This window comes from Streptomyces anthophorae (genome assembly GCF_049310305.1).
Classification (GTDB): Bacteria; Actinomycetota; Actinomycetes; order Streptomycetales; family Streptomycetaceae; genus Streptomyces.
In genome coordinates this window covers 5,378,326-5,401,927 of record NZ_JBLWQQ010000001.1, presented here as the reverse complement: position 1 = coordinate 5,401,927, position 23,602 = coordinate 5,378,326, and the positions used below count along the sequence as shown (strand labels likewise).

The following is a 23,602-nucleotide window of genomic DNA, read 5'->3' as shown; positions in this document are numbered from 1 at the left end:
TACCCCCAGTGCGGGAGTATGCAGTAACGCGGAAGTTACCGGTTGACCCCTGATAGGGGTAACACGAGGAGGCATCATGCCCGTCGCACAACTCGGAGTCGTCGTCCTGGACTGTCCGCGGCCGCGCGAGCTGGCCGATTTCTACGCCGCCGTGCTCGGCGGCACCGTCACGGGGGAAGAGGAGGACTGGGTCGACGTGAAGGCGCCGGGCGGACACGCGCTCGCTTTCCAGAAGGCGCCCGGGTACGCGGCGCCTTCCTGGCCCGCCGCCGACCACGACTCGCAGCAGTTCCACCTCGATCTGACCGCGGAGGACCTGGACGCGGCGGAGAAGGAGGTGCTCGCGCTGGGCGCCACCGTGCTCGACGCGGAGGACCGTTCGCGCAGCTGGCGGGTTTACGCGGACCCCGCGGGGCACCCGTTCTGCCTCTGCGCCTGCTGATCCGGCCGGGCACCTGTCTGCCCGATCCGGCCGGGCACCTGTTCTGCCCGATCCGGCCGGAAGTGGGTGAAGGCCTGTCCCTACGGTTCGGGGGTCGCCGTCGACGGACCCCGGCGGCGCTGTGCGGCGCGGGAGACGAACTCCGTGCTGCGCAGCACCCGTTGGACGTTGCCCCAGGTGAGCAGGGTGAGGTCGGTGTCGGTCCAGCCGCGGGCCTGGAGTTCCGCGATCAGGGCCGGGTAGCCGGCAGCGTCGGCGAGGCCCTCCGGGTGTGCGTCCCCGGTGTCGTACGTCCCGGACAGGCCCACCGACTCGGGGCCCGCGAGGCGGCGCACGTGGTCGATGTGGTCGGCCACGTCACGCAGCGCGGGCCCCGTGCGGTCCGCAGAGCACGGCACCAGGCACAGCCCCCGGCTCTCGCCCAGTGCGCCGAGGAGTTCGTCCGGGGCGTTGTCCGGGTGGTGGTTCAGGGTCCGGGCGCCGGAGCGGGTCAGGACGGCCGGGGCCTTGGAGACGGCGAGGACGCGGGCGGCGGTCGCGGCCGAGGCGCCGGTGAGGTCGATGAGCAGGCCGAGCCGGTTCATCTCCCGTACGACCTCCTCGCCGAACAGGGTCAGGCCGTCGTCCGAGGCCCAGGACGTACGGCTCAGCGTGAGCGCGCGCAGGCCGAGGGCGTGCAGGCAGCGCAGCGTGCCGAGCGAGTCCGCCGCCGCCGAGGCCGGGGCGGGGCCGACGAGGACGGCGATACGGCCGTGGGCGCGGGCGTCGGCGGTGTCCGAGGCGGAGCGGACGAGGCGGAAGTCCTCCGGGTGGCGGGACACGATGTTGGTGATCAGGTCGATCTGTTCCAGCGTCGAGGTGACCGGGTCGTCCGGGTCCACGTGCGGTGCCCACAGCTGCGCTCCGGTGCCGCCGGCGCGCAGCCTCGGCAGATCGGCCTCCACGGCGCTCTCGCCCAGCTCCAGGTCGTACCAGGGGAGGGTGCGCAGGACCTGCGGGAGACCGCAGTACCCGTCGGCCACGGGGTGGTGGGCGAGGAGGTCGTGGGGTGCGGTGGGGGGCGCGGTTGTGGAGGGCGCGGTGCCCGCGTCGGCCGGGACGTGGCCTGTGGGCGCGGGTCTCGCGAGGTCGGAGGGGTCGGAGGGGTCGGAGGGGTCGCCCTCGTCGGCGGTGGGCCTGGTGGTTTCCAGGTCACCGGCCTCGGCGGGAGCGTCGAGCTCGTCCTGTAGGTCTGCCATGGCAGGGCTCCGGACGTCGGTGGGACAGTCGTTCGAACCACCGTTGCACGGGGTGGGGGCGGGGTCTCGGCGAGCGGTGCCGTTCGGGTGGGCGGGGGCGGTTGTTGCGCGGCGACGGGGGGGTGGGGGCTGGGGCGGGGTTGGTGCCGGACGGCCATTGCGCGGCACCGGGACCGCCTTACCGGGGCCGACGCCCGCTCCCCCGCGACGCGCGGTACTGGGGCTGACGCCCCACGCGCCTCGGTACGCGGCACCATGCCGCCGCTCCAACCATCCCGATCCCCCGCCCATCTCCCACCACCCGCCCCCTCCGGGGGCTTCGGCACACCGGGGGCCAGGCGCTGCACCGACGTCGACGCCCATCGTGACCGCGCGCCGCGCCGGGCACGGGGTCGGCGCCAACCGTCCGATGCGCGGCACCGGGGGCCGCCTTGCCCACCCTGCCGCCCAAGGCGGCAGATTGCCCAAGGCGGTGGCGGCTGACCGCAACGGGTGGGGAGCCGGGCCCGGCGGCAGGCTGCCCAAGGCGGGGGCGGTCGGCCGCAACGGGTGGGGAGCCGTTACTGCGGCAGGCTCCCCAAGGCGGTCGCGGCCGTCCCGCAACGGGTGGGGAGCCGAGCCGGCGGCAGATCGCCCAAGGCGGGGGCGGTCGGCCGCAACGGGTGGGGAGCCGCTACTGCGGCAGGCTCCCCAAGGCGGTGGCGGCCGTCCCGCAACGGGTGGGGAGCCGTGCCCGGCGGGCCGAAGCCCCTGGAGGGGGCGGGTGGGTGGGAGGTAGGCGGAGGAGAGGGAAAGGCCCTGCGTGAAGGGCCGGCGACCGGGCGAGGGAGCACGCCGTTCGGTGGGGCCCCGAAACCACGAGCTGCCCGAAGCCGAACGTCGGGCCCGTGAAAGGCACCGGCCACCCGAAGCCGCCCGCGGGCCCCGAAACCTCAGGCCCCTCCAAGCCGCCCGCAGCCCGAAACCTCAGACCCCTCCAAGCCACCCCCGGGCCCCGAAACCGCGGCCCCCGAACCACCGACGCGCCAAGCGAGCCCACCGGGCCCACCAGGCCCACCGACCCCACCGGCCTCCCGAAGGGCACCAGCAGGCACCGCGTGGCGCGGCACCGCCCCGGGGGGCGCGGCCCACCGCGACCGCCCCGCCCGGTCCGGCGCCCGCGCTACCCGTCCAGCTGGGACAGCGTCGCGTTCGACGGGCCCCGGCGGGTCCGGAGGTCGGCCGCCACCGATTCCGCGGCGTCGAGGACGCGGACCGTGTTGTGCCACGTCAGCTTGGCGAGGTCGGTGCGGGACCAGCCGCGGTCGAGGAGTTCGGCGATGAGGTTCGGGTAGCCCGAGACGTCGTCCAGGCCGTCCGGCGTGAACGCCGTGCCGTCGTAGTCGCCGCCGATCCCGATGTGGTCGACGCCCGCGACCTCGCGCATGTGGTCGAGGTGGTCCGCCACCGTCGAGACCGTGGCGACCGGCCGCGGCCGCGCCTCCTCGAAGGCGCGGTGCAGCTTCATCGCCTCCGGGGACGTGTCCAGGTGGTGGTAGCCATGCGAGCGCAGGTTGTCGTCGGCCGCCGACGTCCAGTCGACCGCCGCCTGCAATACGAACTTGGGGACGAAGGTGGCCATGGCCACTCCCCCGTTCCCCGCCAGCCGTTCAAGGACATCGTCCGGGATGTTGCGCGGGTGGTCGCAGACCGCGCGGGACGAGGAGTGGGAGAAGATCACGGGCGCTTCCGAGACGTCCAGCGCCGCGCGCATCGTCGTCGCCGCGACGTGCGAGAGGTCGACGAGCATGCCCTCGCGGTTCATCTCGCGGACGACCTCGCGGCCGAAGGCGGACAGGCCGCCGACGCCGGGCTCGTCCGTCGCGGAGTCCGCCCACGCGATGTTGTCGTTGTGCGTGAGCGTCATGTAGCGCACGCCCAGCGCGTACAACGCCCGCAGCGTGGCGAGGGAGTTGTTGATGGAGTGGCCGCCCTCGGCTCCCTTGAGGGAGGCGATGCGGCCCTCGCGGCGCGCGGTCTCCATGTCGGCCGCCGTCCGCGCCTCCCGCAGCTCACCCGCGTACCGGGCGATCAACTGGTCGACGCAGTCGATCTGTTCGAGCGTGGCGGACACCGCCGCGTCGCCGGACAGGTCCGTACGGACGTACACCGACCAGAACTGCGCGCCGACACCGCCGGCCCGCAACCGCGCCAGGTCCGTGTGGAGGTGGGCGCTCTGGTCGACGGCGATGTCGCGCGCGTCGATGTCGTACGTGACCTGCTCGCGCAGCGCCCACGGCAGGTCGTTGTGCCCGTCGACCACCGGGAACTCGGCGAGGATCGCCCGGGCCCGCTCCAACGCGTCCGTCATGCCGCTCACTTCCCGAAGCCGAAGCCCGTGCCCGAGCCCTCGACCTTGGCCCGCAGCCGCTTGCCCTTCTCTGTCGCCTGGTCGTTCAGCTCCTGCTGGAACTCCCGCATGCGGCCGAGGAGTTCCTCGTCGTGCGCGGCCAGCATGCGCGCCGCGAGCAGGCCCGCGTTGCGCGCTCCGCCGACCGACACCGTCGCGACCGGGACGCCGGCCGGCATCTGCACGATGGACAGCAGGCTGTCCATGCCGTCGAGGTACTTCAGCGGGACCGGCACACCGATCACCGGCAGCGGCGTCACCGACGCCAGCATGCCGGGCAGGTGGGCCGCGCCGCCCGCGCCCGCGATGATCGCCTTCAGGCCGCGCCCGGCGGCCCGCTCCCCGTACGCGATCATCTCGTGCGGCATCCGGTGCGCGGAGACGACGTCGACCTCGTAGGGGATCTCGAACTCGTCGAGCGCCTTCGCCGCGGCCTCCATGACGGGCCAGTCGGAGTCGGAGCCCATGACGATGCCCACGACGGGGCCGGTGGCGGAACTCATTCGGTGATCGTGCCCCTCAGGTAGCCGGCTGCGTGACGGGCGCGCTCCAACACGTCGTCCAGGTCGTCGCCGTAGGTGTTGACGTGGCCGACCTTACGGCCGGGCTTCACGTCCTTTCCGTACATGTGGATCTTCAGCTGCGGGTCGCGGGCCATGCAGTGCAGATACGCGCTGTACATGTCCGGGTAGTCGCCGCCGAGGACATTGCACATGACCGTCCACGTCGCGCGCGGGCGCGGGTCGCCGAGCGGCAAGTCGAGCACGGCGCGGACATGGTTCGCGAACTGGGACGTGACCGCTCCGTCCTGCGTCCAGTGGCCGGAGTTGTGCGGGCGCATCGCCAGTTCGTTGACCAGGATGCGGCCGTCGCGCGTCTCGAAGAGCTCGACCGCGAGGTGGCCGACGACTCCGAGCTCCTGCGCGACGCGCAGCGCCAGCTCCTGCGCCTCGCCGGCGAGCGACTCGTCCAGCTCGGGGGCGGGCGCGATCACCGTGTCGCAGACGCCGTCGACCTGCTGGGACTCGACGACGGGGTAGGCGACGGCCTGGCCGTGCGGGGAGCGGACGACGTTGGCCGCCAGCTCCCGTACGAAGTCGACCTTCTCCTCGGCGAGGACCGGGACGCCCGCCTTGAACGGGTCCGCGGCGTCGGCCTCCGATCGGACGAACCAGACGCCCTTGCCGTCGTAGCCGCCGCGCACCGTCTTGAGGATGACGGGGAAGCCGTCTCCCTCCTCGGCGAACGCGACCACGTCGGCCGGGTCCCGCACGATGCGGTGGCGCGGGCACGGCACGCCGAGCGACGTGAGCTTCGCGCGCATCTCGCCCTTGTCCTGGGCGTACAGCAGCGCGTCGGGCCCGGGCCGGACGGGGATGCCGTCCGCCTCCAGGGCGCGTAGGTGCTCTGTCGGTACGTGCTCGTGATCGAAGGTGATCACGTCGCAGCCGCGCGCGAACTCGCGCAGCGTGTCCAGGTCGCGATAGTCGCCGACCACGACATCGCCGACGACCTGGGCCGCGGAGTCCTGCGGGGTGTCACTGAGGAGCTTGAACCTGATGCCGAGCGGGATGCCTGCCTCGTGTGTCATACGAGCGAGCTGTCCACCGCCGACCATGCCGACTACGGGGAACGTCACCGCTCCAGGGTATCGGCCATTTGACCGGATCCCGTACCCGCCTCTTCCTGTAGGAAAGGACAAGGGGCGCCGTCCCCCGACGTCCGGGTGGGCGCCCGGTTAGCATGGCTGAGTCGGTCATGACCGGACGGACCGGACGACCGGCCCGGATCAGAAGACGACGGGGGCTGAGGCGACCACATGGGGATCACCGGACGTACCGGCCGTATCGGGGCACTGCGACAGCGGCTCGCGGGTGTGGCCCGTGAGGTCGCGAAGTTCGGTGTCGTCGGCGCCCTGGGCGTCCTCGTGAACTTCGCGGTCTTCAACCTCATGCGGCACAGCACCGACCTCCAGGTGGTGCGGGCCAGCGTGATCGCGACGGTCGTCGCCATCGCCTTCAACTACGTGGGGTTCCGCTACTTCACGTACCGCGACCGCGACAAGAGCGGCCGCACCAAGGAACTCACGCTGTTCCTGCTGTTCAGCGCGGCGGGCCTGGTCATCGAGAACGGGGTCCTGTACGCGGCGACGTACGGGTTCGGCTGGAACAGCTCGCTCCAGAGCAACATCTTCAAGTTCCTCGGCATGGGCCTCGCGACCCTGTTCCGGTTCTGGTCGTACCGCACGTGGGTGTTCCGCACGCTCCCCGCGCGGGAGGCCGTGGCCAGCGCGGAATCGTTCCTCGGCGACTCGCGGCCCGCCCAGCCGGTGCGCCGCCGGCCGGAGACCGAGCGCGTCACCTGATCATTTGCTCCTCGTCACCGTCCACCGCCTTCTTCATCGGCGTACGGGAGAGGAACAGGCCGAAGACCGGCGGGCTGCTCTGGAGCATTTCGAGGCGGCCGCCGTCGGCCTCCGCGAGGTCGCGGGCGACGGCGAGGCCGATGCCCGTGGAATTGCGGCCGCTGATGGTCCGCTCGAAGATCCGTGAGCCCAGCTCCGCCGGGACGCCGGGCCCCTCGTCCGTGACCTCGACGATGGCCTGGTTGCCGGTGACCCGGGTACGCAGGGCGACCGTGCCGCCACCGTGCATCAGGGAGTTCTCGATCAGCGCGGCGAGCACCTGGGCCACCGCGCCCGGGGTGCCGACGGCCGTGAGGTGGCGCTTCCCGGAGGAGACGATCGCGCGCCCGGCGCTGCGGTAGGCGGGCCGCCACTCCTCCAGCTGCTGCTTGAGCACCTCGTCGAGGTCGAAGGGGACGGCGGAGCCGGTACGCGGGTCGCGGGAGTTGGTGAGCAGCCGCTCGACGACGTCGGTGAGCCGCTCGACCTGCGCGAGCGCGATCGTCGCCTCCTCCTTCACCTCGTCGAGGTCCTCGGTCATGGTGATCTCCTCCAGCCGCATGGAGAGCGCCGTGAGGGGCGTACGCAGCTGGTGCGAGGCGTCGGCGGCCAGGCGCCGCTCGGCCGTCAGCATGCGGGCGATGCGCTCGGCCGAACCGTCGAGGACGTCGGCCACGCGGTCCAGCTCCGGGACGCCGTAGCGCTTGTGCCGGGGCCGCGGGTCACCGGATCCGAGGCGCTCGGCCGTGGAGGCGAGGTCCGTGAGCGGCGACGCGAGGCGGTTGGCCTGGCGTACGGCGAGCAGCACGGCCGCGACGATGGCGAGCAGGGCGACGCCCGCGATGATCAGGAGCGTGCGGCCGACCTCCGTGGTGACGGCCGACCTCGCCTCCTCGACGGTGACCTTCTCGCCCTGTTCGCCCTTGGCCGTGTAGGAGATGACGTCGCCGACGGGTTCCTTGCCGATGGTGAGCGGCGCGCGGCCCGGCATGTCGATCTCGGCGTAGCGGTCCCCGGCGACCTGGTCCTGGAGGATGCTGCCGGTGATCTGTTCCTCGCCGAGGATTCTGCTGTCCACGATGGAGGCGAGGCGGACGGCCTCCGACTCCACGCGTTCCTGGGCGCTGTTCGTGATGGTTCGGGTCTCCACGATGACCAGGGAGACGCCGAAGACGGCGATCACTACCAGGACCACGGCGAGGGTGGAGTTGATCAGTCGGCGACGCATAGGTCTCAGTGTCCCGGATTGGTACCCGGTACCGGCGTTACGGCCACGGGGCTCCGCCCCGGACCCCGCTGCTCAATCGCCGCAGGGGCTTGAAAACCCAGCCCCGCCGGCGTTTGAGGCGCGGGGTCCGGGGCGGAGCCCCGTGCGGGTGACCTCTAGCTCTTCTCGAACCTGAAGCCCACACCCCGCACCGTCGCGATGTAGCGCGGGTTCGCCGCGTCGTCGCCGAGTTTTTTGCGGAGCCAGGAGATGTGCATGTCGAGGGTCTTCGTCGACGACCACCACGTCGTGTCCCAGACCTCGCGCATCAGCTGGTCGCGGGTGACCACGCGGCCCGCGTCCCGGACGAGGACCCGCAGGAGGTCGAACTCCTTGGCCGTCAGCTGGAGTTCCTCGTCACCCATCCACGCGCGGTGCGACTCGACGTCGATGCGGACTCCGTGCGTGGCCGGGGCCTGGACGGGCTCGGTGGCGCCGCGCCGGAGCAGGGCCCGGACCCGGGCGAGCAGTTCGGCGAGGCGGAAGGGCTTCGTCACGTAGTCGTCGGCGCCCGCGTCGAGGCCGACGACCGTGTCCACCTCGTCCGCGCGGGCGGTGAGGATGAGGACCGGCACCGTGTGTCCCTCGGCGCGCATGCGGCGGGCCACTTCGAGGCCGTCCATCCCCGGCAGTCCGAGGTCGAGCACGACGAGGTCGATGCTTCCCTGAAGTCCGGCGTCGAGGGCGGTGGGGCCGTCCTCGCGCACTTCCACCTCGTAACCCTCCCGGCGCAGGGCACGGGCCAGCGGCTCCGAGATGGACGCGTCGTCCTCGGCGAGCAGTACACGGGTCATGAGGCGATGGTAGTCCGCGCCGGACGGCGCCCGTGGGGTGATCGACCACTGCGGCGCCTCCCGGTTAACGGAATTTTTGCTTCCGGGTTCGCGCCCTGCGGTGCAGGGGTGTCATCGTGGGGAACACCTTTGAAACAGTGCGGGCGGTTCCACGAAGGCCTGTGATCCATCTCTCAAGTCCTTCCATATGCCGCTGAGTCGTTCGTAAGGTGATTCAACGCCTGATGCACTACTGGGGGACCTTTGGAGCGCACTGCGCACCCAAGGTCCCTTTCTTGTGTGAGCTGACTTCCGTCAGCCTTTTAGGAATGACCTGTGGCCGGGCCCCGCGTGTAAGGATGCGCGCCGGGTGTGGATCTCGGGTCCGCCGTACCTCGTCCCGCACGACAATCTCGTGCGGACACATCCCCTCATGGCGTGGGGAGGACGGTAGGACTCCGGTGCCGGCCGCCCCCACCGGGCGCGTACTCGCTTCTGCGAGGCGCGTCCCGACACCCCACGAGGATCGACCATGGCGTCCAGCCTGACGAAGGACTCGGCCGGCACCCCCGGCTCGCAGAAGACCTTCTTCGGCCACCCCCGCGGACTGGCCACTCTCTTCATGACCGAGATGTGGGAGCGTTTCAGCTTCTACGGCATGAAGGCATTGCTCCCGCTGTACCTGATTGCCCCCGGCGGCCTCCACATGGACCCGGCCACGGCGACGGCGATCTACTCGGTCTACATGTCCATGGTCTACCTGCTCGCCCAACCGGGCGGCTGGTTCGCGGACCGCTTCTGGGGCCCCCGCAAGACGGTGGCCTACGGCGCGGGCATCGTGATCCTCGGCCACATCACCCTGGCGCTGCCCGGCTCGGGCACGTTCTTCGCGGGCCTCGCGCTCGTGGCGCTCGGCTCGGGTCTCCTCAAGGCCAACATCTCCACGATGGTCGGCCACCTCTACGACGGCCCCGAGGACCCGCGCCGCGACAGTGGCTTCACGGTCTTCTACATCGGCATCAACCTGGGTGCCTTCCTCGCGCCGCTGACCATCGGCACCGTCGGTGAGAACGTCGGCTGGCACCTCGGCTTCGGGCTCGCCGCGGTCGGCATGGCCCTGGGCCTGGCCCAGTTCCTGCTCGGTACGCGCCACCTCAGCAGCGAGAGCGACGTCGTGGTGAAGCCCGCGACGGCCGAGGAGAAGGCCAAGTCGCTGCGCACGTCCCTGATCTGGGCCGCCGTCGCCGCCGTCTTCTACGTGATCGTCGTCACCACCGGCACGTACACCCTCAACTGGGTCCTCGTGCCGCTGACGCTGATCGGTCTGATCATCCCGGTCGCCGTCCTGGTGCGCATGAAGCGCGACAAGGAGCTGTCGAACGACGAGCAGTCCAAGCTCTCCGGCTACATCTGGTTCTTCGTCGTCGCCGCCATCTTCTGGATGATCTACGACCAGAACGGGTCGACGCTGTCGATCTTCGGTGAGAACTCGACGACGAACCACCTGCTGGGCTTCGACTTCCCGACCTCCTGGTACCAGTCGCTGAACCCGATCTTCATCATGGCCATCGCGCCCGTGGTCGCCTCCGCCTGGCTGTGGCTGAACAAGCGCGGCAAGGAGCCGAGCACCGCGGTCAAGTTCGGCTCGGGCCTCGTCCTGATCGGCATCTCCTTCGTCGTCTTCCTCATCCCGCTGCTCGACACCGCCAACAACGGCGGCAAGGTCTCCCCGATGTGGCTGGTGTCGATCTACTTCATCCAGACCATCGGTGAGCTCTGCCTCTCCCCGGTCGGCCTCTCGGTCACGACCAAGATGGCCCCGGCCAAGTACGGCTCGCAGATGATGGGTGTCTGGTTCCTCGCGGTCACCGCGGGCGACTCCGTCACCGGCCTGCTCTCGACCGGTGGTGTCAACCTCAACACCACGGGCGCGGTCGCCGTCGAGGCCGGCCTCGCGATCCTCGCCGGCTTCGCCTTCTGGATGTACCGCAAGAAGGTCAAGGAGCTCATGGGCAGCGTCAACTAGCCCACCGCACCTGCAAAGCAAGCGCCGCCGCACCCGGAGGGGTACGGCGGCGCTTCGCTGTGTCCCGGCTACTTGACCTGCTGTCCGCAACCGGCGAGGGACGAGCGGATCGGACACTTCACCGTGGACTTGGTGCCCGCCTTCTTCCACGGGCCGTAACCGGTCCAGTAGATGTCGTGCTGATTGCCCTGCCCGCGGATCTCCGCACACTTGATCATGGCGCGATGCTTGCTGACCTTCTTGCCGCTCTTCGACTTCTTGCAGGCAGAGGTGGACTGGGCGGTCCCCCACACCAGCTTGGCCGACGCCTTGCACTTGTACTTCGCAGCGGCGGCCTCGGCCGTGCCCGCCGTGGCGAGTCCCGCCCCGGAGGCGAGCAGAACCGCCGCCAGGGCCCCCGTCACGGACTTCTTCAACTTCCCCATGTGCCATTTCCTTCAGCAGGCCCCGGAGGATTGCGGACCGTGGTCAAGGTCCCCTCCGGGGTGTTTCTTGTGAGCCGCCAACGCTTTCACGTTCGCGAACTGCCAACAAGACCCGTTCCTGCTGGTCCCCGGTTACCGGCGGACCACCCGCCGTGCTCGCGGCAAGAACGTGAACACCGCGCCGCCCAGGAGGATCACCGTGCCGGCCGCCAGGCCGAGGGCGCGGAGGGCGCCGTCGCTGGAGGAGCCGGTTTCGGCGAGGCCGCCGCCGCCCGAGGCCGCCGAGCCGCCGCCGCCCGCCGAGCCGCCCGCGGAACCCGTGCCGCCCGCCGCGCCGCCCGCCTGCTTCGACGTGTCGAGCTCCAGGGAGACCGGGGCCTTGTTCGGCGTGCAGGTGGTGGTCGTGCCCAGCGCCTTCACCGTGAGGACGCCCGGCGAGAGCGTCGACTTGCCGTCGGCGCCCGGCTTGTACGTACCGGTGAGGTCCGGGATCTCGATCGGGTCGCCGGACTTGATGGCCTTCTTGTTGGTCGGGCCCTCCACGGGGACGGTGCCCTTGTCCGAGCCGCCCAGCTTCACCTGCATCGACGGCTTCACCGAGTCGGCCGGGATGTCGGCCGGGCTGTCCATCACGGACTTCTTGAACTTCACCGTGAGCCCGAAGTTCCCGCCGTCCTTCTTCGCGTTGATCTGCACCGGGGACGTCGCGCTCTTGTCACCGATGGGCGTCTTGCAGGAGTAGGGGACGCTGACCTCCTTGCCGGTGAAGTCGCTCTGGCCGCCGCTGCCGCCACCACTCGTGGAACCACCGGTGCTGGACGAGCCGCCCGAACTCGACGAACCACCCGCGCTCGACGAGCCGCCCGAGGAACCACCGCTCGACGTGCCAGGCAGGCCGCCGATCGCGCCCCCAGAGCCGCCGGATCCGCCCGAACTCCCGGCCCCCTCAAGGACCTTGATGACCGCGCCCGGGTCCACGGCCTCCTTCGGAGAGCACTTGGTGTCCGTCGACATCGGCTTGCTGACGTTGATGTTGTACTTGTCCGGCGTCAGCTTCACCTCCCCCGGCTTCTCCAGCTTCAGCTTGCCCGTCATCGTGGACAGCTTCATCGGGCTGTTCTTGGGGATCGCCGGGTTCTCGCGCGGCCCCTGCATGGCGATGTCACCGGTCTGCGCGCCCGCCGCCTTGAGCGTGCCGGTGGGCTGGACGGTGTTCTCGCCGAGGTCGAGGACGTCCGGGTTCTTCGACGCGCCCTGGATGAACTTCCAGGTCACGTTCACCGTGTCACCGACCTTCGCGGTGGCGGGCGCCGTGATCTGCGTGATCGTGGTGCCCTGCACCGGGTCGAGCCCGGAGATCGAGGGCGGTATGCACTCCGTCTTGTACGAGATGTCGGCGGCCTGCGCGGGCGCCGCCACGAACAGCAGGCCCGCCCCTCCGAGCATCAGGGCGACACCGGCCGCGCTCACTCTCCGTTGGGTGTTCACGTGTTTCCTTTCGTCGTCGGACTGTTCTCGGGCGGTGCGGAGAGTTGCCCGGCCGCGGGCCGCTCCGGAGGACCGGTGGGTCCGGTGTCCGGGGTGAACCAGGGCAGGGTCGTGGTCTGTGTCGTGCTCGTCGGCGCGGTGGGCGCGTCGGCGGGTGCCGGCTGCCTGGGCTTCTGCTGCGGCATCCGCACCTTCGGCAGCCGCACGGTGCGCCCGCCGGCCGTCCCCCTGGTTCCCTTGGGCCCCTTGCCGTACGAGCGCCGGTCGCGCGGCCGTACGCGGTCCACGACCGCCATGCCGATCCGGAAGACGGCGGCCGGCACGACGACGCAGAGCAGGATCCAGAAGAGGGTGACGCCCCAGGGGCGGCCCACGCCCCAGGGCTGTTCGGCCAGCACCTTCCCGCCGTACTTGAGCGAGACGAGATAGTCGCCGTGCGCGCCCGCCGTCAGTTCGACGGGCAGCTTGATCCGCTCCTTCTGCCCCGGCCTGATCGTGCCGCGCCACTGCTGGTCCTCCCACTGCGGCGCGAACACGCCGTGGGAGGTGCCGACTTGGAAGATCGGGTTCTTCACCGGGGTCGATCCGACATTGCCCACGGTGAACGTGAAGGACCGCGAAGGCGGCGCGCCGAACCAGGTCAGCAGCCCGCTGGACCCCTCGAGCCGGGTGTCCGCCACCATCGTCAGCTGCCCGCTCCCGGAGGACTTCGGCAGCGCCTTCACCGGATGCCCCGCCACCTGGAACACGGCGTCCGCCTGCGCCTTCTGCCCGGTCACCGTGGCGACGTGGACGACGCACGGGCACGGCTTCGGCGGCTCGGCGACCGGGAGCTTCTTGCCGAACGCCCCCTCGGAGTCGGTGGTGACCGCGCGCCCCTCGGAGTTGGCGCAGGAGTTGGTGCCGCCGATGACACCGCGCGACGGGCTCGACTGCCCGCAGATCAGCATCATCAGCAGCGTGTCGGGCCGCCAGCCGGCGCCCTTCACGGTGATCGAACCCCCGGTCCCCGCCTGGGACTTGGAGAGGCTCACGGACGGCTTCTCGGCGGCGGAGGCGGTGGCCGCCCAGGGCGCGGTCCCCGCGAGCAGGGCGCCCACGAGGGCGAGGACGGTCAGCAGCCGCGAGGCGCTGCTGCGGCGGCGTTTCATGGCGCACTCCTTACGTTCCCTTGTCGGCGGAGCAGTCGGAGCAGGTGCGGCGGTGCGGGCCAGGAGGGCCGCCGGCGGCGCAGGTACCAGTAGGCGGCGCACCCCGCCCCCGCCAGCACGGCGAGGATCCCGCCGACCGCCGTCCACGGCACGAACCGGGCGCTCGCCGTGGCCGAGTCCGCCGCGCCGCCGCCCGCCGTGACCGTCACCTTCACGTCGACGGCGTCGAGCGCCGGGGCGTCCTTCCACGGTTCGCTGAGGCTGACCCTGCGCCCCGGCAGCAGCTCCACCGGCAGGTCCCGGCTCCGGTCGAGGGCGGCGCCGAGCACCCCGTCGGCCCGCACCGCGAGGCGCGGCGACAGCGTCGTGTTGCCGCGGTTCACCACGTCGTACGCGATGGACCCCTTGTCCACCCGCACGTTCTCGACCGTGAGGGCGGAGAGCGTGGGGCCGCTGACGCGCAGGTGGACGCTGACCCCGGCGTCGCGCCCGCCCGCCCGCGCCACGACCGCGCCCGGATGGTCACCGGGGGTCGCGCCCGCGGGCACGGACACCGTGAAGGGGACCTCGGCGCGGGTGCGCGCCGGGATCTTCACGGACTCCTCGGCGAACCTGATCCAGGCCCCGGTGTCGGTCGCCTTCTTGCGCACGTCGAGCGAACCGTCGCCCTTGTTGTCGGCGTCGGCCCCGCGCAACGAGACCTTCAGCGGCTTGTCACCGGGGTTGCTCACCGCCACCTTGTCCTCCAGCACGGACCCGGGCGTCCCCTCGGCGTAGATGTACGGCCGCCCGTCGTCGTCGGCGGGCCGGGTCCCGGCGGAGGAGGAGGGGCTGACGGACCAGGCGGGCGAGGCGGCCGCAACCGGCGCGGCGGGGCTGCCCATGAGAAGCGCCACGACAGCGGTGATCAACCATTTCAAGCCCCTGCGGCGATAGAGCAGCGGGGCCCGGGGCAGAGCCCCGCGACCGCAACCCCGCGAGGCCCCACCGACCAAAGACGAGCGCAACGTCATACTGCCTACGCCCGCCCCTTAACGGGACGCCGCCTGATGCCGCCGGGTCAGCCACAGCACGCCCGCCGCCCCGGCAAGAAGCACCGTCCCGCCCAGCGTCCCGAGCGCGATCGCCGAGTCCTCTGGACCGGTCTGCGGCAACTCCCCGCCGCCCGGCGCCGACGCCGACGACCCCGACCCGGAGTCCGCGGACCCGCCGCCACCGCCCGCCGCGCCCTTGACGTCCATCTCAAGAGAGGGCTTCGGGCTGTTGGACGGCGTACAGGTGGTGTTCGTGCCGAGCGCCTTGATGGTGAGGACGCCCGCGGTGAAGTTCACCTTGCCGCTCTTCTTGGGCGTGTACGTGCCCGTCAGGTCACTGATCTTGATCGGGGTGTTGGCGGGGATCGCCTTGTCGTTCGGCGGCCCGGTGGCCGTGAACTGGCCGCTGTCCGCGCCGCCCACCTTGATCACCGCGCTCGGGTGCATGGCGCCCTTGCCGAGCTCGACGGGGCTGGAGGAGACGCCCTTCTGGAAGGACATCGTGATCTTGTAGCCGCTGCCGCTCTTGGCGCTCTTCATGTCGATCGGGGAGACGGCTCCCTTGTTCCCGATCGGCGTCTTGCACTGGTAGTTGACGTTCTGCACCGTGGCCGAGGCAGTGGGGGCGGCCATCAGCACCGCCGAGCCTGCCAGGGCCGCGCTGAGCGCGAACGCGGCGGTTCGTTTCTGGTACGTCCGGTACGACACCTCGAAGTCCCTTCAAACCGAAGGTTACTGACGGTTCATCAGATCTGGGTGGCTCAAGGTACGCCGGGGGCCCTGCCGAGGGAAGACAAAGAGCACGCCGGATCGAAGTCGATCCGGCGTGCTCTCGAATACGCACGTGAGGCGGCTACGCGGGGGCGCCGACCTCCGCCCATACGACCTTGCCCGTGACGCCGGGGGTGCGGACGACGCCCCAGTCGAGGCAGAGGCGCTGGACGATGAACATGCCGTGCCCGCCGGGCCGGCCGACCCGGTGCGGGTTGCGCGGCGCGGGCTGCCCCGCCCCGCGGTCCGCCACCTCGATGCGCAGCACCTTGTTGGCCGGGGAGTCTCCGAAGTACAGGATGATCTCGTCGGGACCCTCGGCGTGCAGGCACGCGTTCGTGACGAGTTCGGAGACGACGAGCAGCACGTCCTCCGCCGCGGCCCGGCGGTCCGCGGTCGCCGCCGGCAGCCAGCCCCAGGCGTGCAGCGCTTCGCGGGTGAAGTCACGGGCGAGCGGCACGATCCCGCTCGCGCCGCTGAGGCTCAGCCTGCGGACCCGCGCACCCGCGACGACCGGCACTTCACCGGACTCGGGGCCGTGGTCGCCCGGCGAGTAAGGCCGGGTGGTGCTCATCAGCACTTCACCTCACCGATTCACCAATTCAGCTTCAGGATTCAGGGTCTTCAGGGTCCGAGTGCCCACTGCCCGGCCAAGAAGTCCGGGTCGCGGATCGGAGTCGGAGGGTCGTCGAAGTCGCAGGGTCGTGGTCGTGTTCGGGGGGTCTCCTGCCCGAGGGAACGACGGAAACACCCACTTGTTCAGAACGGCTCCTGTGACGCTGGTAACGCCTCGATCACACGGAGACAACTGGAGCGTAACTTCTGCGGTTGACCACGGCATGCAGCCGCCCGGTTCCGGTCAGTCGCCGGAGGGGTCGGGCAGGAGGGCCTCGTCGAGCGACGCGTGCACCGTGAAGACGGCCTCCGCACCGGTGATCTCGAACACCCTGGCAACCACCGGAAGCATGCCCGCGAGGTGCACTCCGCCGCCGGCCGCCTCGGCCTTGAGCCGGGCCCCGAGCAGCACGTTCAACCCGGTCGAATCGCAGAATTCGAGGCGTGAACAGTCGATCACAAGCCGGGAATGTCCATTATTGAGGCATTCATCCAGGGGGTCGCGCAGCAAATCGGCCGTATGGTGATCCAACTCACCGGCCGGGGTCACGACGGCACTGGAGCCCTCTTGCCGCACCTCGACCAGAAGCCGGCCCCGATGCGCACTGCCGACTGTCCCGCGGTCCATGACGTCTCTCTCTCGCTGCCTTCGACGTGCCGATTGACGCCCTCGAACACTACGCCCTCTGGCTGTGCATCGACACCCGAACAACCTCTAGAATTCGGACATTTCGCCGCAATACGCACTTGCGGCCCGGTGTGGAAAACGGGTAGGCCTAGTAAGGACAACATTCGACCACGGCCGGCTTTGGAGGCGCCGCACTAAGAAGCAGTGCACGCATTGGCATCGGCAGCCATATGCCGAGAACGCATGGAGGACATCATGTCAGCCCGGCTCGACGAATCGCGTACTGACCAGGCGACGTCGACACTCCCCCCGGAAACTCATGTCGACGTCGAGACCGAGGGCCTCGAAGGCCTTGAAGGCCTCCCGGAGATCCCCCCGTACGACGAGGTGGGTCCGCTCGACGCCCGAGCCCTCTCCAAGACCCTCTTCGAGCGCCTCGAGTCCCTCGAAGAAGGCACGCACGAATACTCGTATGTCCGCAACACGCTGGTCGAACTGAACCTGGCTCTGGTCAAGTTCGCGGCCTCCCGGTTCCGCTCCCGCAGCGAGCCGATGGAGGACATCATCCAGGTCGGCACCATCGGCCTGATCAAGGCGATCGACCGGTTCGAGCTGAGCCGCGGCGTCGAGTTCCCGACCTTCGCGATGCCGACCATCGTCGGCGAGATCAAGCGCTTCTTCCGCGACACCTCCTGGTCCGTGCGCGTACCGCGCCGTCTCCAGGAACTCCGTCTCGACCTCGCCAAGGCGGGCGACGAACTCGCCCAGCAGCTCGATCGCGCCCCCACGGTGGGCGAGCTCGCCGAACGCCTGGGCCTGTCGAAGGACGAGGTCGTCGAGGGCATGGCGGCGTCCAACGCCTACACCGCCAGCTCGCTCGACGCACAGCCCGAGGAGGACGACTCCGAGGGTGCGCTCGCGGACCGCATCGGCTACGAGGACCACGGGCTCGAGGGCATCGAGTACGTCGAGTCCCTGAAGCCGCTGATCGCCGATCTCCCCCCGCGCGACCGCAAGATCCTCTCGTTGCGCTTCGTCGCCAACATGACGCAGTCCGAGATCGGTGAGGAACTGGGCATCTCGCAGATGCACGTGTCGCGGCTGCTCTCGCGGACGCTGGTGCGCCTGCGCAAGGGTCTGACGCTCGAGGAATAATCGCTCGGACCCGTAACACCCGCACCACCCGTAACGCCCTGTCACGTCGAGGGGGCCGACCGTGAGAACGGTCGGCCCCCTCGGTGTTTTTGCGCCAACTGCCGCCGCCCGGCGCTCGGTTACCGCGGGAAACACCTTTCCGTACCCCCTCCCCTGCACCACTATGAGCACCCATCTGGGCCCCGGTGACAGGAGGACACGTGTCTGCGAACGGCGGCGCCCATGCAACGGCGCCCGACCACCGGCTCGTCGGCCTGCTGCGGGCCGACACCCCGACCGCGTACCCGGCGCTCGGCGAGCTGCGCGGCAGGCACCGGCACGCACTCCTCGCCTACGCCCGGGTGTGCGCGAACGACGCGGACGCCGCACGGCAGTTGGGCGCGCAGGCCTTCGCCCGCGCCGCACGGGAGGTCGCGCGCGGCGCCGAACCGCGCGGCTCCTGGCGCCACCACGCGCTGCTGCTCGTCCACCGCACCGCGGTCGAGTGGGCGGCCGACGAGCGCCGCGCACGCCTCGCTCCCGGTCTCCTGGGCGCCCTCGGCGCTCCCGACGCCCACCGCGCGCCCGCGCTGCTCGCCGCCTTCCATACGCTGCCGCCACGCACCCAGACGCTGCTGTGGCACTCCGTGGTGGACGGGGAATCCGACGCCGCCACCGGCATCGTCACCGGGACGCCCGCGCGGGACGTGGCGCAGGCGCGCGGCGCGGCGCTCGACGCGCTGCGCGGCGCCTGCCTCGCGGCGCGACAGGGCACGCACTGCCGGGCCTACGGGCGTCTCATCGAGGGGGCTACGAGACCGGGCCGCCCGCGCGGCACCGCCGACCTGGACGCCCACCTCGCCCGCTGCCCGAGCTGCACCGCCGCGTACCTGGAACTGACGGCCCTGCGGGACGACCCGCGCCGCGCGCTGGCGGAGGGCCTGTTGCCGTGGGGCGGCACGGACTACGTACTGACCGAGACGCCTGCCCCGACGACCCCGGCCCCGGTGCCGCAGCGCCCCGCCCCGCGCCGCCACCGCGCGAAGCCGCCGGCGAGGGCCGACCGCCGGAAGGCCCCCCGTCGCCACACGCCCGTGCGCGCGACCCCGATGGGCTTCGCGCTCGCCTCGGCGGCGGTCGGCGTGGCGCTCGTACCGCTGCTGATCCTGACGCTGACGGAGGGCCGCCCCGATCTGTCGGCGGTGGGCCAGGGCATGGGCGCCACGCCCTCGACGCCGCCGCCGGTCCGGGTGACGGTCACGGCGACGACGACCGCCACCAGCACGACCACGACGACCGCCACGGCGACGACGACCGCGCGCAGCACGGAGACGGTCACGGTGCCGCCGCCCCCGCGGGCCACGCCGACCCCGAAGCCGTCCTCGTCCGCCCACAAGCCGAAGCCGCCGCACTTCCGTCCGCCCGGCGAGGACTACGCGGAAGTGGTCGACGTGGCGTCGGGCCTGTGCCTCGACGTCTCCCGCACGCCCCTGACGGACGGCGACGACGTCGTGGCCGTGAAGTGCGACCGCACGGGCAGCCAGCAGTGGCGCGTGGACGCGGCCCGCGGCGTCGTCCAGTCCGCGGCCAACCCCGACTTCTGCCTGGACAACCGCGGCGACACCGACCGCACGGTCGGCCTCTGGCACTGCGCGGCCGTCGCCGACGACGACCACGGCGCGAACCTTGCCTTCTCGGTCCACGCCGACGGCTCGATCCGCCCCGGCACCGACTGGAAGACGGCGGTCACCCCACTCGACGACGGGTCCTTCCGCCTCGGCCAGCGCACGTTCCACGGCGGGGCCGAGCAGCGGTGGCGGGCGGGGAAGAGCCTGTAGCCGCTGGTGGGCGGTGCCGCCCTGGTCGGAGCAGGGGTCCGGTCAGCCCGTGACGGGCTCGCCGCGGCGCCACACCTCCGAGACCAGGGGGACGCCCGGGCGGTACGCGAAGTGGACGTGGCTCGGGGCGTTCAGGAAGGTCAGGTCGGCCTTCGCGCCCGGGGCCAGGTGGCCGACGTCCGTGCGGCGCAGCGCCTTGGCGCCGCCCGCCGTGGCCGACCAGAGGGCCTCGTCGGGGGTCATGCCCATGTCCCGTACGGCCAGGGCGATGCAGAACGGGACCGAGGACGTGTAGGAGGAGCCCGGGTTGCAGTCCGTGGAGAGCGCGACCGTCGCTCCCGCGTCGATGAGGCGGCGGGCGTTCGGCCACTCGGCGCGGGTCGAGAACTCGGCGCCCGGGAGGAGAGTGGCCACTGTGTTGCCGTTCGCGAGGGCGTCGACGTCCGCGTCCGTGAGGTGGGTGCAGTGGTCGGCGCTCGCCGCGTCCAGTTCCACGGCGAGTTGGACGCCGGGGCCGTACGACAGCTGGTTCGCGTGGATGCGGGGCAGCAGGCCCTTCGCCTTGCCCGCCGTCAGGATCGCGCGCGCCTGGTCGCCGTCGAAGGCGCCCTTCTCGCAGAACACGTCGACCCAGCGGGCGTGCGGGGCGCAGGCGTCCAGCATCTCGCCGGTGACCAGGTCCACGTATGCCGCCGGGTCGTCCGCGTAGTCCGGGGACACGATGTGGGCGCCGAGGTAGGTGACCTCGTCGGTGTGGGCCGACGCGATGCGGAGGGCGCGTTCCTCGTCCTCAACAGTGAGGCCGTAGCCCGACTTCGTCTCGAACGTTGTCGTGCCCTGGCGGAGGGCCTCCGCCAGGTGGTGCTTGAGGTTCGCCTCCAGGGCCTCGTCCGTGGCCGCACGGGTCGCCGCGACCGTGGTGCGGATGCCGCCCGCGGAGTAGCTCTGGCCCGACATGCGGGCGTTGAACTCGGCGGTGCGGTCGCCCGCGAAGACGAGGTGGGAGTGGGAGTCGACGAAGCCGGGGATGACGGCGCGGCCGGCCGCGTCGTGGGTGGTGTCGGCCGCGGGGGCCTTGGCCGTCGGGCCCGCCCAGGCGATCTTGTCGTTCTCGATGACCAGGGCGGCGTCGTGGATCTGGCCGAGGGGGCCCTCGCCGATGGTCGGGTCGTTCGTGACCAGGGTGCCGATGTTGGTGATGGCCGTCGTGCGGTTCGTCATGGGTCCTCTCCGTGGGTGGGTGGGGATTTTTTCTCCCCCAGCCCACCCCTTCCCGAAAGTTTGCGCTTCGCGCCCGTGGTTGAGGTCGCGGGGCTCTGCCCCGGGCCCCGCGCCTCAATCGCCGGCGGGGCTTGTTACTGGTGCAGTGCGCTGATGGCTTCCGTCAGGGCGCCCGCCACGTCGCCCACCCGGACGTGTTCGCCGTCGCGGACCACCACCCGGCCGCCCGTGACCACGTCCGTCACGTCGGAGGCGGTCGCCGCGAAGACGGCCGTTTCCGCGCCGAAGCGGGGGGCGGGGCCTGCCGTGCGGACGGAGTCGAGGCGGATCGTGACCAGATCGGCCACCGCACCGGTCTCGATGACGCCCGCGTCGTCCCAGCCGAGAGAGGCGTGGCCGTCGGCGGAGGCCGCGCGGAGCAGGGCCGCCGCCGTCCAGTGGCCGCGGGTGCGGGACCGCAGGCGTTCGTTCAGCTCCATCGCGCGCGCCTCCTCGAAGAGGTCGATGACCGCGTGGCTGTCGGAGCCCAGGGAGAGCGGGGAGCCCGCCGCCTGGAGGCGCGGCGCCGGGCCGATGCCGTCGGCCAGGTCGCGCTCGGTGGTGGGGCACATGCACGTTCCCGTGCCCGAGCCGCCGAGGAGCGCGATGTCCTCGTCCGTGAGGTGCGTGTTGTGCACGCCCGTCGTACGTGCGCTCAACACGCCGTTGTCGGCAAGGAGTTGGGTGGGCGTGCAGCCGTGTGCCGCCTGGCACGCGTCGTTCTCCGCCGTCTGCTCGGAGAGGTGCACGTGGAGGGGCGCACGGCGGGCCGACGCCCAGTCCGCGACCGTCGACAGCTGCGCCGCCGGGACCGCGCGCACGGAGTGCACCGCCGCGCCGATCCGTACGCCCGGACGCTCCTTCAGCAGCGATGCCCGCTCCGCCCACGCCTCGGCCGTGCCGTCGCTGAACCGCCGCTGGTGGTGGTCCGGCTCCTTGCCGAAGCCGGAGGACAGGTACGCCGTGTCGAACAGCGTGATGCGGATGCCCGCCTCGGCCGCCGCCGCGATCAGCGCCTCGCCCATCGCGTTCGGGTCGGCGTACGGGGTGCCGCCGGGCGCGTGGTGGAGGTAGTGGAACTCCCCCACCGCCGTGATGCCCGCGAGCGCCATCTCGGCGTACACCGCCCGCGCGAGCGCGTGGTACGTGTCCGGCGTGAGGCGGTCGGCCACCGAGTACATGACCTCGCGCCACGTCCAGAACGTCCCGGAGCCGACCTGCACGGTCGAGCGGAGCGCCCGGTGGAAGGCATGACTGTGGGCGTTGGCGAGGCCGGGGACGGTCAGTCCGCGCAGCGCGGTCGCGCCGGGCGGGGGCGTCGCGACGCCCGTGCGGACCGCGGTGAAGCGGCCCTCGTCCGACACGTCCACGGCCACGCCGGGCTCGACATGCGTGCCGAGCCAGGCGTGTTCCAACCAGTAGGTCGTCGTCACTTGCAGGCCAGCCCTTCGAGTACGTCGGCCAGTGCGCGCACCCCTTCGAGGCAGTCGTCCTCGGCCGCGGACTCGGCCGGGGAGTGCGAGACGCCCGTCGGGTTGCGTACGAACAGCATGGCGGTGGGGATCGACTGGGCGAGGATTCCCGCGTCGTGTCCCGCTCCCGTTCCGAGGACGGGGACCTTCAGGTCCGTGTCCCTGCCGAGGATGCGGCCGAGCTCGTCGCGCAGCGCGTCGTCGAACTCGACGATCGGCGTGAACGACTCACGGGTCAGCGACACGTCGATGCCGTGCGCCTCCGCGTACTCGCGGGCCGCCTTCTCCACGCCGTTGACCGTCGCGTCCAGGGACTCCTGGTCGGCGGCGCGGGAGTCGAGCCAGCCGCGTACGAGGGAGGGGATGGCGTTGACGCCGTTCGGCTCGACGGAGATCTTGCCGAACGTGGCGACCGCGCCCGCGAGTCGGGCCTCGCGGCGGGCCGCCAGGACCGTCTCCGCGTAGCTCAGCATCGGGTCCCGGCGGTCGACCAGGCGGGTCGTGCCCGCGTGGTTGGCCTCGCCCCGGAAGTCGAAGCGCCAGCGGCCGTGCGGCCAGATGGAGCTCGCGATGCCGACCGCGTCGCCGGACAGGTCCAGGGCGCGGCCCTGCTCCACGTGCAGCTCGATGAACGCGCCGATGCGGTCGAGGCGCTCCTGGTCGGCGCCGAGCGCGTCCGGGTCGTGGCCCGCCCGCTCCATGGCCTGCGGGAGGGTGATCCCGTCGGCGTCCGTGAGCTTGTGGGCCGCCTCCGGGGTGAGGACGCCCGCGGTGAGGCGGGAGCCGACGCAGGCGAGGCCGAAGCGGGCACCTTCCTCGTCGCCGAAGTTGGTGATCGCCACGGGCTTGGTGAACTCCGCTCCCCTGCGGCGGAGTTCGTCGAGTGCCGCGAAGGAGGAGACGACGCCGAGGGGGCCGTCGAAGGCGCCGCCGTCCGGGACGGAGTCCAGGTGCGAGCCGGTGACGACGGCGTCGCCGGCTTCCGGGTCGCCTTGCCAGGCCCACTGGTTGCCGTTGCGGTCGAGTTCGTAGGTCAGGCCGCGGCTTTCGGCTTGCGCCTTGAACCAGGCGCGGCAGTCGGCGTCGGCCGCGGTCCAGGCGTGGCGGCGGTATCCGCCGCTCTCCCGGTTCCGGCCGATGGGCAGGAGTTCCTGCCACATCTCCACGAAGCCCGGGGCCGCGGGGCTCTGCCCCGGACCCCGCTGCTCAATCGCCGCAGGGGCTTGATTGAGCGGCTCTGCTTGATC

The 23,602-nt window shown here is 71.5% G+C and carries 21 protein-coding genes; 5 read left to right on the top strand and 16 right to left on the bottom strand.

Annotated elements, in window-relative coordinates; all coding sequences use genetic code 11:
* The first annotated feature begins 76 nt into the window (after window positions 1–76).
* Window positions 77–442, top strand: coding sequence for a VOC family protein (locus ACNYS0_RS24670; protein ID WP_422476660.1), 366 nt, complete (start codon window positions 77–79; stop codon window positions 440–442).
* An 80-nt stretch (window positions 443–522) separates the two neighbouring features.
* Here ACNYS0_RS24670 and ACNYS0_RS24665 read toward each other — a convergent pair whose 3' ends face one another.
* From ACNYS0_RS24665 to ACNYS0_RS24650, 4 genes are all read right to left on the bottom strand, one after another.
* Window positions 523–1,680, bottom strand: coding sequence for a dipeptidase (locus ACNYS0_RS24665; RefSeq protein WP_422476659.1), 1,158 nt, complete (start codon window positions 1,678–1,680; stop codon window positions 523–525).
* A gap of 1,162 nt (window positions 1,681–2,842) precedes the next feature.
* The gene (locus ACNYS0_RS24660) at window positions 2,843–4,030 is read right to left on the bottom strand and encodes a dipeptidase (RefSeq protein WP_422476658.1); all 1,188 of its coding nucleotides are present in this window, start codon (window positions 4,028–4,030) and stop codon (window positions 2,843–2,845) included.
* A gap of 5 nt (window positions 4,031–4,035) precedes the next feature.
* Window positions 4,036–4,572, bottom strand: a complete 537-nt coding sequence (purE, locus tag ACNYS0_RS24655) for a 5-(carboxyamino)imidazole ribonucleotide mutase (protein ID WP_422476657.1) — start codon at window positions 4,570–4,572, stop codon at window positions 4,036–4,038.
* On the bottom strand, window positions 4,569–5,771 hold the full coding sequence (locus ACNYS0_RS24650; protein WP_422476656.1) for a 5-(carboxyamino)imidazole ribonucleotide synthase: 1,203 nt from the start codon (window positions 5,769–5,771) through the stop codon (window positions 4,569–4,571). Before ACNYS0_RS24650 ends, purE begins: the two co-directional genes overlap by 4 nt.
* 117 nt (window positions 5,772–5,888) lie before the next feature.
* Between ACNYS0_RS24650 and ACNYS0_RS24645 the strand changes: the two genes are divergently transcribed.
* A complete protein-coding gene (locus ACNYS0_RS24645; RefSeq protein WP_422476655.1) occupies window positions 5,889–6,434 on the top strand; it encodes a GtrA family protein in 546 nt (181 codons plus the stop codon).
* Here ACNYS0_RS24645 and ACNYS0_RS24640 read toward each other — a convergent pair.
* Window positions 6,427–7,701 carry an ATP-binding protein gene (locus tag ACNYS0_RS24640; RefSeq protein ID WP_422476654.1) on the bottom strand — a complete coding sequence of 425 codons (1,275 nt, stop codon included), beginning with the start codon at window positions 7,699–7,701 and terminating at the stop codon, window positions 6,427–6,429. The genes ACNYS0_RS24645 and ACNYS0_RS24640 overlap by 8 nt on opposite strands.
* A gap of 155 nt (window positions 7,702–7,856) precedes the next feature.
* The gene (locus ACNYS0_RS24635; RefSeq protein WP_399237506.1) at window positions 7,857–8,534 is read right to left on the bottom strand and encodes a response regulator transcription factor; all 678 of its coding nucleotides are present in this window, start codon (window positions 8,532–8,534) and stop codon (window positions 7,857–7,859) included.
* A gap of 511 nt (window positions 8,535–9,045) precedes the next feature.
* Between ACNYS0_RS24635 and ACNYS0_RS24630 the strand changes: the two genes are divergently transcribed.
* On the top strand, window positions 9,046–10,539 hold the full coding sequence (locus tag ACNYS0_RS24630; RefSeq protein ID WP_422476653.1) for a peptide MFS transporter: 1,494 nt from the start codon (window positions 9,046–9,048) through the stop codon (window positions 10,537–10,539).
* 68 nt (window positions 10,540–10,607) lie between these two features.
* Here ACNYS0_RS24630 and ACNYS0_RS24625 read toward each other — a convergent pair whose 3' ends face one another.
* From ACNYS0_RS24625 to ACNYS0_RS24595, 7 genes are all read right to left on the bottom strand, one after another.
* The gene (locus tag ACNYS0_RS24625) at window positions 10,608–10,964 is read right to left on the bottom strand and encodes a hypothetical protein (protein WP_422476652.1); all 357 of its coding nucleotides are present in this window, start codon (window positions 10,962–10,964) and stop codon (window positions 10,608–10,610) included.
* A 132-nt stretch (window positions 10,965–11,096) separates the two neighbouring features.
* The gene (locus ACNYS0_RS24620) at window positions 11,097–12,410 is read right to left on the bottom strand and encodes a hypothetical protein (RefSeq protein ID WP_422482769.1); all 1,314 of its coding nucleotides are present in this window, start codon (window positions 12,408–12,410) and stop codon (window positions 11,097–11,099) included.
* Window positions 12,411–12,448: 38 nt separating this feature from the next.
* Window positions 12,449–13,603 carry a hypothetical protein gene (locus ACNYS0_RS24615; protein ID WP_422476651.1) on the bottom strand — a complete coding sequence of 385 codons (1,155 nt, stop codon included), beginning with the start codon at window positions 13,601–13,603 and terminating at the stop codon, window positions 12,449–12,451.
* Window positions 13,600–14,499, bottom strand: coding sequence for a COG1470 family protein (locus ACNYS0_RS24610; RefSeq protein ID WP_422476650.1), 900 nt, complete (start codon window positions 14,497–14,499; stop codon window positions 13,600–13,602). The genes ACNYS0_RS24615 and ACNYS0_RS24610 overlap by 4 nt, the downstream gene beginning before the upstream one ends.
* Window positions 14,500–14,634: 135 nt before the next feature.
* Entirely contained in the window at window positions 14,635–15,345 is a 711-nt protein-coding gene (locus tag ACNYS0_RS24605) for an LPXTG cell wall anchor domain-containing protein (RefSeq protein WP_422476649.1), read from the bottom strand.
* A 145-nt stretch (window positions 15,346–15,490) separates the two neighbouring features.
* Window positions 15,491–15,982 carry an ATP-binding protein gene (locus tag ACNYS0_RS24600; protein WP_422476648.1) on the bottom strand — a complete coding sequence of 164 codons (492 nt, stop codon included), beginning with the start codon at window positions 15,980–15,982 and terminating at the stop codon, window positions 15,491–15,493.
* Window positions 15,983–16,267: 285 nt separating this feature from the next.
* Entirely contained in the window at window positions 16,268–16,651 is a 384-nt protein-coding gene (locus tag ACNYS0_RS24595) for an STAS domain-containing protein (RefSeq protein WP_422476647.1), read from the bottom strand.
* A 255-nt stretch (window positions 16,652–16,906) separates the two neighbouring features.
* Between ACNYS0_RS24595 and ACNYS0_RS24590 the strand changes: the two genes are divergently transcribed.
* Together ACNYS0_RS24590 and ACNYS0_RS24585 are read left to right on the top strand one after the other, a co-directional pair.
* Complete coding sequence (locus ACNYS0_RS24590) at window positions 16,907–17,806, top strand: RNA polymerase sigma factor SigF (RefSeq protein WP_422476646.1); 900 nt, start codon at window positions 16,907–16,909, stop codon at window positions 17,804–17,806.
* A 200-nt stretch (window positions 17,807–18,006) separates the two neighbouring features.
* A complete protein-coding gene (locus ACNYS0_RS24585; protein ID WP_422476645.1) occupies window positions 18,007–19,623 on the top strand; it encodes a ricin-type beta-trefoil lectin domain protein in 1,617 nt (538 codons plus the stop codon).
* A gap of 42 nt (window positions 19,624–19,665) precedes the next feature.
* Here ACNYS0_RS24585 and hutI read toward each other — a convergent pair whose 3' ends face one another.
* From hutI to ACNYS0_RS24570, 3 genes are all read right to left on the bottom strand, one after another.
* Window positions 19,666–20,844 carry an imidazolonepropionase gene (gene hutI / locus ACNYS0_RS24580; protein WP_422476644.1) on the bottom strand — a complete coding sequence of 393 codons (1,179 nt, stop codon included), beginning with the start codon at window positions 20,842–20,844 and terminating at the stop codon, window positions 19,666–19,668.
* Between the two features lie 134 nt (window positions 20,845–20,978).
* Window positions 20,979–22,316, bottom strand: a complete 1,338-nt coding sequence (locus ACNYS0_RS24575) for a formimidoylglutamate deiminase (RefSeq protein ID WP_422476643.1) — start codon at window positions 22,314–22,316, stop codon at window positions 20,979–20,981.
* Window positions 22,313–23,515: an allantoate amidohydrolase gene (locus ACNYS0_RS24570; RefSeq protein ID WP_422482768.1), complete on the bottom strand. Its 1,203-nt coding sequence runs from the start codon at window positions 23,513–23,515 to the stop codon at window positions 22,313–22,315. Before ACNYS0_RS24570 ends, ACNYS0_RS24575 begins: the two co-directional genes overlap by 4 nt.
* Window positions 23,516–23,602: the final 87 nt, after the last annotated feature.

Coding starts and splice junctions, on each gene's coding strand:
- ACNYS0_RS24600 (WP_422476648.1), bottom strand. CDS start 15,982: ATGAGCACCACCCGGCCTTACTCGCCGGGCGACCACGGCCCCGAGTCC.
- ACNYS0_RS24645 (WP_422476655.1), top strand. CDS start 5,889: ATGGGGATCACCGGACGTACCGGCCGTATCGGGGCACTGCGACAGCGG.
- ACNYS0_RS24670 (WP_422476660.1), top strand. CDS start 77: ATGCCCGTCGCACAACTCGGAGTCGTCGTCCTGGACTGTCCGCGGCCG.
- ACNYS0_RS24640 (WP_422476654.1), bottom strand. CDS start 7,701: ATGCGTCGCCGACTGATCAACTCCACCCTCGCCGTGGTCCTGGTAGTG.
- ACNYS0_RS24665 (WP_422476659.1), bottom strand. CDS start 1,680: ATGGCAGACCTACAGGACGAGCTCGACGCTCCCGCCGAGGCCGGTGAC.
- ACNYS0_RS24590 (WP_422476646.1), top strand. CDS start 16,907: ATGTCAGCCCGGCTCGACGAATCGCGTACTGACCAGGCGACGTCGACA.
- hutI (WP_422476644.1), bottom strand. CDS start 20,844: ATGACGAACCGCACGACGGCCATCACCAACATCGGCACCCTGGTCACG.
- ACNYS0_RS24660 (WP_422476658.1), bottom strand. CDS start 4,030: ATGACGGACGCGTTGGAGCGGGCCCGGGCGATCCTCGCCGAGTTCCCG.
- ACNYS0_RS24620 (WP_422482769.1), bottom strand. CDS start 12,410: ATGCTCGGAGGGGCGGGCCTGCTGTTCGTGGCGGCGCCCGCGCAGGCC.
- ACNYS0_RS24615 (WP_422476651.1), bottom strand. CDS start 13,603: ATGAAACGCCGCCGCAGCAGCGCCTCGCGGCTGCTGACCGTCCTCGCC.
- purE (WP_422476657.1), bottom strand. CDS start 4,572: ATGAGTTCCGCCACCGGCCCCGTCGTGGGCATCGTCATGGGCTCCGAC.
- ACNYS0_RS24630 (WP_422476653.1), top strand. CDS start 9,046: ATGGCGTCCAGCCTGACGAAGGACTCGGCCGGCACCCCCGGCTCGCAG.
- ACNYS0_RS24625 (WP_422476652.1), bottom strand. CDS start 10,964: ATGGGGAAGTTGAAGAAGTCCGTGACGGGGGCCCTGGCGGCGGTTCTG.
- ACNYS0_RS24595 (WP_422476647.1), bottom strand. CDS start 16,651: ATGGACCGCGGGACAGTCGGCAGTGCGCATCGGGGCCGGCTTCTGGTC.
- ACNYS0_RS24570 (WP_422482768.1), bottom strand. CDS start 23,515: ATGTGGCAGGAACTCCTGCCCATCGGCCGGAACCGGGAGAGCGGCGGA.
- ACNYS0_RS24635 (WP_399237506.1), bottom strand. CDS start 8,534: ATGACCCGTGTACTGCTCGCCGAGGACGACGCGTCCATCTCGGAGCCG.